The 13,719-nt window shown below is 44.8% G+C and carries 10 protein-coding genes and 1 pseudogene; 1 reads left to right on the forward strand and 10 read right to left on the reverse strand.

What is annotated here, in order from left to right; genetic code table 11:
- Positions 1 to 147: 147 nt before the first annotated feature.
- From V7K30_RS05115 to pilM, 9 genes and pseudogenes are all read right to left on the reverse strand, one after another.
- On the reverse strand, positions 148 to 1,602 hold the full coding sequence (locus V7K30_RS05115) for a dihydrolipoyl dehydrogenase family protein (protein WP_334997735.1): 1,455 nt from the start codon (positions 1,600 to 1,602) through the stop codon (positions 148 to 150).
- Between the two features lie 138 nt (positions 1,603 to 1,740).
- Positions 1,741 to 2,868 (reverse strand): threonine-phosphate decarboxylase CobD, encoded by a 1,128-nt coding sequence (cobD, locus tag V7K30_RS05120; protein WP_334997737.1) that lies wholly within the window; start codon positions 2,866 to 2,868, stop codon positions 1,741 to 1,743.
- A gap of 27 nt (positions 2,869 to 2,895) precedes the next feature.
- Positions 2,896 to 3,180: an HU family DNA-binding protein gene (locus V7K30_RS05125; protein ID WP_292772118.1), complete on the reverse strand. Its 285-nt coding sequence runs from the start codon at positions 3,178 to 3,180 to the stop codon at positions 2,896 to 2,898.
- Between the two features lie 601 nt (positions 3,181 to 3,781).
- Positions 3,782 to 4,287 (reverse strand): annotated as a pseudogene (locus V7K30_RS05130) (Uma2 family endonuclease); the annotation flags it as partial.
- 273 nt (positions 4,288 to 4,560) lie between these two features.
- Positions 4,561 to 5,136, reverse strand: a complete 576-nt coding sequence (locus V7K30_RS05135) for a Uma2 family endonuclease (RefSeq protein ID WP_334997739.1) — start codon at positions 5,134 to 5,136, stop codon at positions 4,561 to 4,563.
- 156 nt (positions 5,137 to 5,292) lie between these two features.
- The gene (locus tag V7K30_RS05140) at positions 5,293 to 7,716 is read right to left on the reverse strand and encodes an AMIN domain-containing protein (protein ID WP_334997741.1); all 2,424 of its coding nucleotides are present in this window, start codon (positions 7,714 to 7,716) and stop codon (positions 5,293 to 5,295) included.
- A 395-nt stretch (positions 7,717 to 8,111) separates the two neighbouring features.
- Complete coding sequence (locus V7K30_RS05145) at positions 8,112 to 8,879, reverse strand: pilus assembly protein PilO (protein WP_334997743.1); 768 nt, start codon at positions 8,877 to 8,879, stop codon at positions 8,112 to 8,114.
- Positions 8,876 to 9,652: a PilN domain-containing protein gene (locus V7K30_RS05150; protein WP_334997745.1), complete on the reverse strand. Its 777-nt coding sequence runs from the start codon at positions 9,650 to 9,652 to the stop codon at positions 8,876 to 8,878. The genes V7K30_RS05145 and V7K30_RS05150 overlap by 4 nt, the downstream gene beginning before the upstream one ends.
- Before the next feature lie 4 nt (positions 9,653 to 9,656).
- A complete protein-coding gene (pilM, locus tag V7K30_RS05155) occupies positions 9,657 to 10,784 on the reverse strand; it encodes a type IV pilus biogenesis protein PilM (RefSeq protein WP_334997747.1) in 1,128 nt (375 codons plus the stop codon).
- 141 nt (positions 10,785 to 10,925) lie between these two features.
- Here pilM and V7K30_RS05160 point away from each other — a divergent pair, with 141 nt between their 5' ends.
- Positions 10,926 to 12,224 (forward strand): ABC transporter substrate-binding protein, encoded by a 1,299-nt coding sequence (locus V7K30_RS05160; RefSeq protein ID WP_334997749.1) that lies wholly within the window; start codon positions 10,926 to 10,928, stop codon positions 12,222 to 12,224.
- 112 nt (positions 12,225 to 12,336) lie between these two features.
- On the opposite strand, the gene V7K30_RS05165 is transcribed toward V7K30_RS05160, so the two are convergent.
- Positions 12,337 to 13,626 carry a bifunctional folylpolyglutamate synthase/dihydrofolate synthase gene (locus V7K30_RS05165; RefSeq protein ID WP_334997751.1) on the reverse strand — a complete coding sequence of 430 codons (1,290 nt, stop codon included), beginning with the start codon at positions 13,624 to 13,626 and terminating at the stop codon, positions 12,337 to 12,339.
- Between the last annotated feature and the right edge of the window lie 93 nt (positions 13,627 to 13,719).

The following is a 13,719-nucleotide window of genomic DNA, read 5'->3' on the forward strand; positions in this document are numbered from 1 at the left end:
AGGAGGCTCCGCCTCCTTGATTAGCGGCAGAGCCGCAATGAAGTCCATTTCCAGGTAGAACCTGGAGACGAGATTTTAACTTTTAACTCCTGTACAGACGCGATTAATCGCGTCTGTACTCCTAACTCCTAACTCCCCACTCCTCACTCATAAATTCCAATTGCGGCGGAAATGGAAGAAACCTTCTAAAAACTCTTGCAAAGCAATGTTGCTATTTAACTTTTGCTTACTCCACTCTCTTGCAGTTTGTTCCAGAATTTCTGAGAAGCTAGGATAGACGGGAGATAAATTTGCTAAATCTTTGACTTTAATTTTTTGTGACATTGCCAAAGCAATCAAATTAATCAACTCTCCAGCTTCTGCCCCCAATATCGAAGCTCCCAAAATTTCCCCGTTGCGTAGCACAATTAATTTACACATACCAGTGGTTTCGTCCCGAAGTTGGGCTGCTGCCACTGTTTTAAAATACTGTCGCAAAACTAAAACTTCATCTCGACCAAATTGACGTTTTGCCTGCGCCTCTGTCAAACCCACTTGCGCCAGCATCGGCACAGAAAACATCGCCCAAGGAATAGAGTAATAATTTACTCGTAACTTGGGGAAAAAAAGTGCATTGTTCAGGGCAATTTTTGCTTCATAATTAGCGATATTGGCAAAGTCGTAACCACCAATTACATCACCACAAGCGTAAATACGGTGGTTAGTGGTTTGCAGTTTGTCATTCACCACTAAGCTACGCCGATGCCATTTTACACCTACTGTTGCCAAATTTAGAGATTCAAGATTCGGCTGTTGTCCAGTCGCCACTAAAATTTCATCAGTTTCAATAGCCTTATCTCCTGCTTGAATCCACTTTTTATCCTCAATTAGCCTCACCTGAGTCACGGGTTTATCGGTGAGGACGCGCACACCTTCGACTTCCAACTGCGCCTGAAGCAATATGGCTATCTCAGGGTCAAGATGGGGTAGAACATAAAGATGCTTGACTACAAGCGTCACACTGCAACCAAACCGCGCTAAAGTTTGAGCAATTTCAATGCTTTGGGGAATTCCGCCGATAATTACCCAATTTTTGGGTAATGTCGCTCCCTGTAAGGATTGCCAAATATTAGAAAGGGTTAGATAGCCAGTGGCTTGCAATCCTTCAATCTCCGGCATTTCTGGACGCGAACCACTGGCCAGCAAATAGGTACGGGCGCGTAGTAGACGATTGTTAACAACAAAAGCCAGTTGGGGTGAGGATTTAAATTGCCCATTGCCAACTATGACATCGACTCCCTGTGCAGCTAGGATGGCTGGAGAATGCTGTTCTTTAAGATTTGAGGCGACGCATTGAGCATACAGCATCGCTTCTTGCCATGCCATAGATATGTGGCATTCTTCTGAAGTATCAGTGTGTGTGGCATGAATACCAAAACTAGCGGCATCATTCAACTTCTGCGCCAGTTTAGCAATTTCGGTAAGAGCATGGTGATGAGTAAACCCATAGTCTACTTTCGGTTCCACCAGGGCAACTGTAGCACGTAGTTGGGTTGCAGCAAGGGCAGCGTAGTATGCAGCAAGACTGCCGCCAATAATTACGATATCGTAGTCAACGGTCACGCGAATTTAAAGTTAGGAGTTAGGAGAGACGCGATTAATCGCGTCTGTACAGGAATTAGGAGTTAGGAATTAGGAGTTAGGAGTTAAGAATTAAAACCCTTCTTCAACTTATAACTTATAACTCCTAACTTATAACTCCTAACTCTCTTTTAGCGCTGTTAGTAAGCGTTGGTTATCGGATTGGGAACGTACAGCAACACGGAAAAAGCGATCGCCTAGTTCTTTAAAGCTAAGGCAATCGCGGATTAAAATCTGGTGATGCTTGAGTAATTTTTGCTGTAACTGCGAAGTAGACTCTTGGGACTCAACCAGTAAAAAGTTAGCAGCACTTGCTTGGGGTTGCAATCCTGGGATTTCAGCTAAACCTTGAAACAGTTGGTTTCGTGCAGGTGGTAGCCATGCCCAGGTTTGCTGCTGAAACTCTGTATCCTGGAGGGCCGCAATTGCTGCCGCCGCCGCTAGCGTGTTTACGGGCCAGGGGTCACGCCATAGCTGCCATTTCGCTAGGCAGTCGGGGTGTGCGATCGCATATCCCAATCGCAGTCCTGGGAGGCTGTAAAATTTGGTCAGCGATCGCAATACTACTAAATTCGGATGTTCCTGCACCACCGGAATCAGGCTTTGTTCCTCATTAGGCGGCACAAAATCCATAAATGCTTCATCCACCACAACCAAAGCAAATTGCTCCAGGTAGGGCAAAATAGAGTCCCGTGAAAATAGCTTTCCGGTGGGGTTGTGGGGGTTATTCAGCAATAGTCCTTTGTCCTTTGTCTTTTGTCCTTTGTCAATGACCAATACTTCTCTACGAGAGGCTGCGCCAACGGCTTCGCTCAGTACAAGTGACCAATGATCAATACTTCGGCTTCGCTCAGTACAAGTGACCAATGACAAAGGACACTCCAGCACTTTAGCGTTATACCCTGCCAAGGTTCGGTAGTAGTCGCCAAAGGCTGGAGTTATTAAAGTTGTCGCGGCTAATTGAGATAATTCCCTACCTATTAAAGTGAGTAATTCTGCGGAGCCGTTACCCGGCAGAATCAACTCAGGCGGCAATTGATGGAAGTGACTGAGAGCTAGTCTCAGTTCACTATAATTTGGGTCTGGATAGTGCTTAAGATTACCAATTTGGGACTGAATAGCAGCGATCGCGCTGTTTGGAGGCCCCAACGGGCTGATGCTAGCAGAAAAATCCAGAATAGCATCAGGGGGACAGCCAGCCAGTGCTGCTGCCCAGGCTAAATTTCCCCCGTGTGCAGGTTGCCGCATTAAATAAAGGGTTCCCGAAGACAGAACCTATGCTTTTGGGGGTGCTACCTTTTCTCTAAACAGTTTTCCTGCTGAGAAAGCAGGAACCCTTGTCGCTGGGATTTCCATCTTTTCATTTGTTTTCGGGTTGCGACCTTCGCGGGCTTTACGTTCCCGTGATTCAAATGAGCCAAATCCTACCAACGTTACCTTATCACCAGAGGAAACTGCTTCAATAATCGTTTCCAAAGCGGCAGTTAAGACTTGATCCGCTTGTTTCTTGGTAACACTAGCTTTTTCAGCTACGGCATCAACTAATTCACCTTTGTTCATGTCAAACTCCTGAAGGTTTACTTGAGATTCTTTACGGATGCACCTTGACACATCTGTACTGAAATCTTTGTTTGCGGAAATACAAAAATCATCCTTTGGGAGTATTTTTATTCAAAACGGCTGTACATCCCATCGGCTCGACTTTTCAATGAATCATTCTAAGGTGTTGTAGCCTGATGTGGATAGATGAAACCATTAATTTATATAGATTTCAGGATGTTTTGTAATTTTAGGGTACTTGTTTCCCTAAAAACTACCCCAAAAGTAGGAAAAATACTTAGTAAAAACCGCGTAGGCGCAGCCCGCCGCAGGCATCGCTCAGTGAACAGGGGAGTGGGGAGGTGGGAGATGGTTAGTATTTGTTGAGATTAATTAAGGATTTGAAGAGTTATTGAAAATCGAAGCCTCTCCCTCTCCTGACTTTAATCCCTCTCCTTACCAAGGAGAGGGACAGGTTTTGCGTACTAAAACCAGGGTGAGGTTTTCTTGAGCTATTCGATAAACCATAAATTGCGTCCAGAGAAACTTGTGTGTACACAGTAAGTAAGTCCACCAGGGGAGAGGTTTGGCGATAATTATGGTCAATTTGCCGGACATGGTTTTACTGTTCCCTAGCAGAAATTTTCTGTTGCACCCAAGCCCGAAAAGCACGGGTGGTAGCAATTTCCCCATTCTTCTTCGCTTCTTGCATAAACAGAGGAATCTCTTTGACCGACACAGGCGCAAAAGTAGGGCTGGTTTCAACTTCTGAGTATTGCCCACCTGCAAGCGTGTAGACTCGCAACACACTGCCGTTATAACGCCAAAATTCCCGGACTGCGATCGCAGCATAAAACTTAAGCTTGTCTATTGCAGACCTGGAATATTCCACTTCCAGCACCAGGTCAGGAGGTGGGTCGATCGCTATGTTAATATTTTCCTGATCTCGAACTAATGCTTCATTTTGGATGTAGTAGCTACTATCTGGCTCGGCTCCCCGCTGCAAATCATTCCGCGTTAAAGTTAATGAACCAGCGCGTCAATTTCCCAGCCCAACTCTTCGCACAGCACCCCAACAAAACCTTCAATTACACGGTTTGAGTTCTCGTGCGGCATTTGTGGGGCTATTGGGTTGTTCTGCTGAATCAGTCATTGTATCGCCTGTCTTCTACTCTCTTAATCTTAGGTTTAACCTTTTTTAGTTAAAGAGTAGGACTTACGCAGAAGAGATTCCCCAACCCCCTTAAAAAGGCAGCTTTTCAGATCCCCCCCTTTTTAAGGGGGGTTAGGGGGGATCAAGGTTTCAGGTTTTCAGTGCGTAAGTCCTAAAAGAGGTGTGAATATGACAATCAAAGAACAACTTATCGAAGAAATTGAATCAATACCACACACTCCGAACTTTTACCAAATTCGTTGTATATTGAGTACAAAACCAGATAAAACATTTTCCCCGGAAATAGTTTGAGGAAATTTTAAAACTTCCACATCTTGTCCTGGACGATAAATTTCTACTTCCTGTTTTTTTCGGTTTATTAACCAACCTAGACGACAACCATTTTCGATATACTCTTGCATCTTATTCTGAGTTTTTTTCAAGCTGTCATTAGGTGAAAGTATCTCGATAACAAAATCAGGACATAGGGGAATAAATTTTTCTTTTTGTTCTTTAGTCAAAGCATCCCAACGAGATTTTTCCACCCAAGAAACATCTGGACAACGGTCAGCCCCTGAAGGTAAAGTAAATCCAGTTGATGAATCAAAAACTTCGCCCAATTGATTTTGGTCGTTCCAGAACCATATTTGAGCGTTAATAGTAGAATTACTTTTTCCTGTTTCCCCTCCTGTGGGTGGCATTATAATCAACTCTCCTTGGGCATTGCGTTCTAATTTTAAATCGGGGTTTTCTTCACACAATTGATAAAACTGCTCTCTTGTCATTTTAATGACAGAATTGAGGTTTAATGTAAGTGCTGTCATAGGAGTATCTCCCCTTTTTGTTTGCTGACTGGGCTATAAACCTATATCCATTTTGTTCTACACCACAATAAAAGTGAACAAGAAGATCCCCGACTTCTTAAAGAAGTCGGGGATATGAGTCTTTGCCAGAGGTGACTCACCCGCTTATCATCTTTATTACCTCGCCGGAATTTTCAACCCCCGACGCTCAAGGATTTGCCGCACTTCTGGGCTGGGGGTGTAGTTATAGCCGTAGGAGGAGTTATCAGAGTCATCCATGATTTGAGGTGTGAGCAATACAATCACCTCACTACGCTGGTTCTGTCTATTTGTACTTCTAAATAGCGAACCAATTAGTGGAAGATCACCCAAGATGGGAATTTTGGAAACAGTTGTCCGGTCTGCATCTTGAATGATGCCTGAGAGAATTAGCGTTTGACCATCTCGCAGGCGAATCAAGCCAGAATTAAGAGAGCGCTCAGATACCAAGAATATTTGTTGGCTACCACCCCCGCCAACGTTGATGGTAGCTGGAGCTTGGGGTGCTTTGACGACAGGAGCTACCGATAGAGAAACAAAACCATTGTCGTCAATCCGCTCAATTTTGACAGCTAGGGTTAAACCTACTCGGTCTTTTTCCGCTGAAATCGTTTCTGTAGCAAGATTTGCATCGCGAACGATTTCCCTTTTAATATTGCCTACCACTTCTTGAGTCAGGTTTACATTAGCGGTTTGGCCTTCTTGCACAATTAAGGTTGGGTCTGTCAAAATCTTGGCGTTGCCATTTTGCACTTGAGCCTGCAAGCTAGCGAGAAGACGCTTAGGAAACTGGAATAAACTTGGCAAAGCTGTAGTAGCTGCACCAAGAGTACCTTGTGTAATACTTGATGTGCCATCAGCGTTCCTTGTAATGATATTATCGGTTGCTGGGGTGATAGTAGAGAAACCTGGTTGTAGGGGGTTGCCAGTAGGCGCAATAGGTTGATAGAAAGTGCCACTTCCTGGGTTTGCAACTCTAGTGATGTTGCCGTTTGCGTCTACTACTACCGTACCTGGAGTAGTTCCTGGAATAGCTACGCCTGTGTTGGGGTCAACGAAAGGCGTTCCTGTAACGGGATTCTGGATGACAGGTGTACTAGTCACACTGGTTGATGCTTCAGCTCTTGTAGCTGGTCTCGAACCACCAAAATTCAGAGATGCTGCACCGCCATCATTGCTAAAGTAGTTGTTACCAACCCCAAAGGAAAAGCTAGTGTTGTAGTCCTGGGTATTCAAGAGGTTAACATCGATAATCTTGACGTTGACTACAACTTGACGACGGCGGATATCAAGCTGAGTTAGTTGAGCCATCGCAATTTCAATGAGTCTAGGAGGGCCAATTAAGGTGAGCGAATTAGTGCGCTCATCTCCTAATGCCTGTAAACCTCTCAGTAATGGGCTAGAGTCTTTAAAATCAACGCGTTGAGGTTCAACTCTGGTTTCTGTAGTCGTCTGAGTTTGGGTGATAGGAGCAACTCCAGTACCCACGGGTATGGCACTAACGCTAGTAACTTGTCGTTCGCGGCTGACGGCACTTTCCGCCCCCAAACCGACCAAAAAGTTCAGGGCGACTCCCACCGTTACCTGATTGAGTCGCATACTACGCATAATCATGTCACGGGTCGCATTAGGTAGTTTAGGCCCAACAAAAACTGTGCGATTACTGCGGTTAGCTTCTAAACCACTCAAACGCAAGACGTAGTTAAACACATCTTGCACTGGCTCGTTTTCTATATCCAGAGAGATTGTTTGAGAAGTTGCCTGACCTCCAGCACCAGCAGCTTGCTCACCTGCGATATAAGCCAGGTTCAAATTAGCAGCACGAGCAAGCAGTGACAAAACCTCACGCACCGGCGCATCTCGCAGCACTAGACGGGGTACACGTTCCTGAGTTCCTAAGTCAATGGCGCTAGGAGAAGCATCGGTATTGGAAATCGCAATATCCCCCACTGGTGGGGCGACGGCTCTAGGTAAGAAAGGTGGAGCCTGACTCAGAGATTGACCTGGCCCAGCAGCTTGTGCTGGTTGTCCGTCAATGGTGATTTCCGGGTTGGGAACGAGAACACCTGGCTTTTGACCAGGTTGGACTGGAGTAGAAGCAGGCGGTGCTGTGGGTGTTGGCGCTGTTGGCGTTGGTGCTGATGCTATAGTGCCTGCGGATGGGCTAAAGCTGAGTGTAATTCCATTTGACGATCGCACCACCGGTTGACTGCTAGGTACATTGCTGCTGCCAGTTACCGTCACCCGGATGCTATTGGCATCAAGCTGACTAACCTCGACAGACGCAATTCCTGGTGCTGGGCTATCTTGACGAAAACTATTACCTTGTGGTAATCGTAATTGAGTATTAATAATATCTGCTACTAAAGCCTTGCCTCTTTTTGTAGTGAAAACTTGGGGGCGCGACCCTGAAGAAGTTTTCAAAGCAACACTAATTCCACCATCAACTGGATTTAACTGGACATTAGTAACTTGACTAATTTGTGCCCAAACTGGTTGAACTGCCAAAAATACAAAAGCGGCAGCACCTAATATAAAACTATTACCGTGAAGCTGTTTCACAGTTCATTCCTCACCTGATAAAACCTTGTTTACAAATAATTTTGAGTTTCAAACTCTCAATTTTCCATAGTCCGCCTCCGCGGACTTCACTTGTGTGCCCGTAAACTTCGCGAATTCTATTCGCCCTGGCTCTAAGTTGACTTAAGTTACAAGGGCGGTTATAAACCGCGTCTACACAAGCAAAACACGCCTTTCCTTCTCTACCAGAGGCTGCGCCAACGGAACGCCAAGGGCGAACGCGGGTTTCAAACCCTGAGTTTTTCCTTAGTCCGTGTAGGCGGACTACCCTTCGGGAACGCCAAGGGCGAACGTTTGTATAGCCGCGAATTCTATTAGCCTTGGCTCTAAGTTGACACGGATGACATCTGTGCGCCCCTACTTAGCACTGTTCACTATTACTTTTTCGGGGCAATTTTAGCTGCTGCGGCTGCTATTTCTTCTGGAGTAAGTGGCATCAATACCTGTAATTGGAATGATGTATTAATCGCTGCTGGGCCTACCTGCATAGGCGTTTTATCTAATGGGGATCTTGACTCTACTGGAGCTAAAGTTGCTTGATAATCTTTAACTATTAACAAAGGCTGTAAACGCTCAATGTTACGCATTATCGATTGTGTTTGTTCATAAGTTCCTGTAATTTCGGCATTAACACTGCTGCGTTGCAGCTTGCCGTCAACCTGTAGTCCTAGAGTTCCATCGGTAACTGGTTCTGGTTTTTGGGAAACCGGCACAAATTTCTTCAGTTTGGCTCTTACTGCATTAATAGAAGTTGAAGTATTGCCAGACTCAACTAAGCGGTTCATATCCAACAGCAATGTATCTAAGGTTTTTTCGTTAGCAAATAAACCTAAAACCTGAACTTTTTGCTGTTTTGCCTGCGCTAGTTCGTCTTTAACTTTGTTAATCAGTTTGATATTGGCTTTTTTTTGCTCAATTTGCGCTTGCAGTTCGGAGGTTTTGGCTTGCTGCTGCTGATAGCTTTCCCAAGCTGGCATCAGCAGGTTTAACAATATATAACCTGCTCCCGCTAAACCAATTACCCCCACCAAGATCCCAATAATTTTTGGTGTGAAGGCAATACCAAAGATTACGGGGGACGCTGGCGTTTCCTGATCGAATTCCCCACCATGTTCGGCAAAATTTAAATCATCACTCAGCGTCATTTTGGAATGACTCCTGTTTGTTGCATACTACGAATTCGAGTCACTAACCCCACCGTGCCTTTTTTTTCCAACTCCCGGATTAATTCCGAAGCTGGAACATCGCTCATACTCGATTGAATAGTGTATTTCACTACTTGGGGTGGCTTAATTATTACACCAGTAGAAGGTTGACCCATACCTGGTGTTAAGGGAGCATCTACTAACGTTGCCGTCAGAATTCTGCTTTCTGTGGACTTCAAGAACTGAGACTGTTGTAAAATCAATAAGAAATCATTGACATCGTTAAAAGAACGAGCCAAGCCGGTAATTTCTAATCCCCCGGCGGGATTGTTTGCTGGCTGACCTGCCGCTACCGCAATGGGCGGAAGTTGCTTGATAGTCTCGATTTGCACTGCCGCTGGGGTGCGATCGCGCAAATCTTGCAGCATTGCTGACCAAGGACGAATCTGGTCAAATACAGTGACTAAAGCTTGGGTTTCCCCTTTAATTGTGTTCGTCTCGGCTTTAATTTTGTTAATATTTCCTATTTCTGTGTCTAACCTCTTGCTTTCCTGATCTAGTTGTGCTACTGTCCCCTCTAATTGAACAATCTTCCCTTGCAAAAACCACCAACCAAGTCCCAATAAAGCTGGAAGAGTTACACCTAGTGCAACTCCCACATACAGTGGTGTCATATTCCCTGTAGGCAGGTTTAGGGCTATTCCTCTCTTTCTCTCAGGCTTTTTCTGGAATGCTGGGCGGTCTTTAAGAAAGTTAACATCTAGACTGTACATTTTGTTACACCTCCCGCATTCCTAGACCGAGTACGATCGCCAAGCCAGAGCGTTGCACCTGTGGATATTTATCAGTGTCAACTTCCAAAGACAAAGCCCCGATTGGATCTATTTGGGTAGTTGGCAAGCTCAATCGTTGGGTAAAAAACTCATCTAGCTGTTGGAGTCCACCTCCTGGCCCAGCTAATAAAATCTGCGCTACCTCCAAATTTTCACTTTGATTGAGGTAAAAATCGATGGAACGGCGCAGTTCATCCGTTAGTTCTCCCAATACTCTCAATATGGCTGCCATACCAGGATTGAGTTCAGTGACGCCGGTTTTGCCACCGTCTATGGAAGTTGGGGTGATGACCATTCCGTATAACAGTTCCATATCTCGTGATGTGGGTAAGCTCATTGCCCTTGCTAAGGCAGTTTGCATTTGATAAGTCCCGATTGGGACTGTGCGCGAAAATTGCGGCACTCCGTTAATGATGATGGCGATTTCTGTACTGTCGAACTCTATATCAACAAGTACTGCTGCTTCTTGCGGCCCAAATTGTCGCAGTTGCTCCCGAATAGTCCGAATCAGAGCAAAACTGTTAATTTCTAAAACATCAATTTGTAATCCTGCCTGCTCGAATGTACTTATATAGGTATCCGTTATCTCCTTGCGGGTGGCAACTAGGAGTACGTGTACTTTTTCAATGCCATCTTCATCTACAAAATACCCAAGTTTCTGATAATCTACATCAGCCTCTTCACGAGCATAGGGTAAATACAAACCTGCTTCATGGTTCAGCACCATTTCTCGCAGTTCTTTATCATCTAACTCTGCTGGCACAGGTATTATCCGAACGATGGAATCTCGTCCTGGTACACCAGTAGCAACACGAGAAGTTTTGATTTTGCTCTCAGCTAGCGCCTGCTGGATTAATTGCGCCATTGCTGGAGAGTCGGTGATTTGACCATCGGTAACTATCCCTTCTGGGACTGCTACCGATGTAAAGGTTTCTAGTTTCAAACCTTGACCCTGCTTGCGTAGCTGAACTACATTTACCCGTTCGGGAGCAAGTTCAATGCCGACCCCTTTTTTTGATTTGCCAAACAGACTTTTTGATTTGCCAAACAGACTATTGAAGCTTTTTACCACAGTTGTGCCCGCTGGACTGCTAAATTGAAAATTTAAATGATACTAAGAAATGGACTTGGTGCTAGGTAATTTATTTAGCCTATAATCTCGACAATTCTGTCTAAGCTTTTCACACTGAGCAAGCGTAAAAATACTGGGAAAATGATTCAATTACGAAAATTTAAACAACTTATTGCTTTGGCACTGCTTGGCTTATTAACCAGTTGGATTGTAAGTTGCAGCACAGGTAATGTTGGTACAGGTACAAAACAAGCTACTTCAGGAGCGGCAACTGTTGAGTTTTGGACAATGCAACTCCAACCTCAATTTACCGACTACTTCAAAAGCCTAATTGCGAGTTTTGAATCGCAAAATCCAGGTATAAAGATTAACTGGGTCGATGTACCTTGGGCGGCGATGGAGAACAAAATTTTAACAGCTGTCTCAGCAAAAACGCCACCTGATGTAGTTAACCTCAATCCGGGTTTTGCTTCCCAACTTGCCGGACGAAATGCCTGGTTAGATTTAGATGCAAAAGTCCCAAACGATATACGTTCCTCCTATCTACCGAATATCTGGAAATCTTCCACGCTCAATGGCAAGAGTTTTGGGATTCCCTGGTATCTCACCACACGGCTAACCATTTATAACACTGATTTATTAAAACAGGCAGGTATCAATAAACCACCCGCAACCTACGCAGAATTGGCACAAGCAGCCCAACAAATTAAAGATAAGACTGGCAAATATGCCTTTTTTGTGACTTTCGTACCGCAAGATTCCGGTGAAGTGCTGGAATCTTTCGTGCAAATGGGAGTCACCCTAGTAGATGCTGAGGGGAAAGCGGCGTTTAATTCAGCACAAGGGAAGGCAGCGTTTCAGTATTGGGTGGACTTGTATAAAAAAGGGTTGCTTCCTAAAGAAGCTTTGACCCAAGGGCATCGCCACGCGATCGATTTATACCAATCTGGAGAGACTGCGTTTCTAGCTTCTGGGCCCGAGTTTCTTAAAACGATCGCTAATAATGCCCCAAAAATTTCTCAAGCTTCGGGAATAGCCCCTCAACTCACTGGTGACACAGGCAAGAAAAATGTCGCGGTGATGAACATAGTTATTCCCCGCGACACCAAACAACCAGATGGCGCTGTGAAATTTGCTTTATTTGTCACCAATGACGAAAATCAGTTAGCCTTTGCTAAAGCTGCAAATGTCTTACCTTCTACAGTCAAAGCATTATCTGATAGTTACTTTAAAGATGTTCCAGCTAATGCTTCAATAATAGAAAAAGCGCGAGCTATGAGTGCTAAAGAACTGGAAAAAGCAGAAATATTAACCCCCACATTGAAGGATTTCAACAAACTGCAAAAGGCAGTTTACGAGAACTTACAAGCAGCAATGTTAGGGGAGAAGACTGTAGATAAAGCTGTAGCAGATGCGGCGCAAGAGTGGGATCAAAGGTAGAGTTAGGAGTTAGGAGTTAGGAGTTAGGAGTTAGGAGTTAGGAGTTAGGAGTTAGGAGTTAGGAGTTAGGAGTTAGGAGTTAGGAGTTATGATTAAAAAACTCCTAACTTCTTTATATCCTCTGAGCCTCTGCGGTTGATAAAAAATCGCCTACTAAATAAAGAGAACCACACAAAACGATTAAATCGTCTGTGGTTGAGGTTGCGGCTTCTAATGCTGTGAATAAATCTGGATGTATTTGGCGATCGCTTAATTCGGGACAGAGAGTGTAAGCTAGGTTTGATAAGTAGTCTAGGTCAGCGGAAGTTCTACCAGGCCAAGGTTCTACTGGTATTGGTACTAAAAAAAGGCGATCGCCTGGTCGCAGCAAGGCGGCAAAAATATCAGCATGATCCTTATCGGAAAACATTCCCATAACCCAATTGATGGGCTTGTGGTTAACTGTATCTAAGCTATCGACATACTGGCGAAGAACTTGGGCGGCGGCTGTATTATGAGCGCCATCAAGTAATAATTTATGGTCTTTCCAGGTAGTCCATTGCATCCGCCCTGGCCATTTAGTTTTTGCCATGCCGTTAATTATGGCTTCTTCAGAAATCTGCCAACCCTGTTTTTGGAGAATTTCTAAAGCAGCTAAAGCCAAAGCTGAATTAGTTAATTGAATCTGTCCCGCTAACGGCAATTGGTATTTAATTAATTTAGAATTTTGAATAGTTTGATATTCTGCCCATCCTGAGGCTAGTTGATGGGCGGGTTGAGGCGTAAAAATCGGACATTGTAATTCTAAAGCACGCGATCGCACAACTTCCTCAGCATCTGGTGGCAATGGCCCAACTACAACGGCACATCCAGGTTTGAGAATACCCGCTTTTTCTCTAGCAATGTCAGCGACGGTAGGGCCAAGTTGTTGCCAGTGTTCCCGGCTGATGGAAGTGATGATCGTAACCAAGGGTTCCAAGCAAACATTGGTAGCATCTAAGCGTCCTCCTAGTCCGACTTCTACCACAGCCACATCGACTTTCTGCTGGGCAAAATATAACCAAGCAGCGGCCGTAATTACTTCAAACTGAGTTGCCGATTCGTCCTCAGGACGAATCGCAGCTTGGACTTTTTCTAATAATTGGCTCAATTCCTCAGAGGAAATTGGCTGTTCATTCAGACAAATACGTTCCGTCCAATCAACTAAATGGGGGGAAGTGTAGCGTCCTGTACGATAACCAGCCTCAATAAGTACTGAGGAAAGATAGGCACAGACCGAACCTTTACCATTAGTGCCAGCAACGTGAATTACCGGGACTTGGTGATGAGGATTACCGAGATTTGCCAGCAGATTGACAATGCGATCGAGTCCCAAATGGACACCAAAGCGTTGCAGGGGTTGTATTACAGAATCGATATCCAAGGAAGAGGGAGTGGGGAGTGGGGAGTGGGGAGTGGGGAGTGGGGAGTGGGGAGTGGGGGAAGAAGGACTATTGTCCAATGCCCCATTAATCGA

It is taken from the genome of Nostoc sp. (genome assembly GCF_036917655.1).
GTDB lineage: Bacteria > Cyanobacteriota > Cyanobacteriia > Cyanobacteriales > Nostocaceae > Nostoc.

Bases quoted from the DNA above. Each gene is read 5' to 3' on its own strand.
- V7K30_RS05160 (WP_334997749.1), top strand. From the start codon at position 10,926: ATGATTCAATTACGAAAATTTAAACAACTTATTGCTTTGGCACTGCTT.
- cobD (WP_334997737.1), bottom strand. From the start codon at position 2,868: ATGCGGCAACCTGCACACGGGGGAAATTTAGCCTGGGCAGCAGCACTG.
- V7K30_RS05145 (WP_334997743.1), bottom strand. From the start codon at position 8,879: ATGACGCTGAGTGATGATTTAAATTTTGCCGAACATGGTGGGGAATTC.
- V7K30_RS05135 (WP_334997739.1), bottom strand. From the start codon at position 5,136: ATGACAGCACTTACATTAAACCTCAATTCTGTCATTAAAATGACAAGA.
- V7K30_RS05125 (WP_292772118.1), bottom strand. From the start codon at position 3,180: ATGAACAAAGGTGAATTAGTTGATGCCGTAGCTGAAAAAGCTAGTGTT.
- V7K30_RS05150 (WP_334997745.1), bottom strand. From the start codon at position 9,652: ATGTACAGTCTAGATGTTAACTTTCTTAAAGACCGCCCAGCATTCCAG.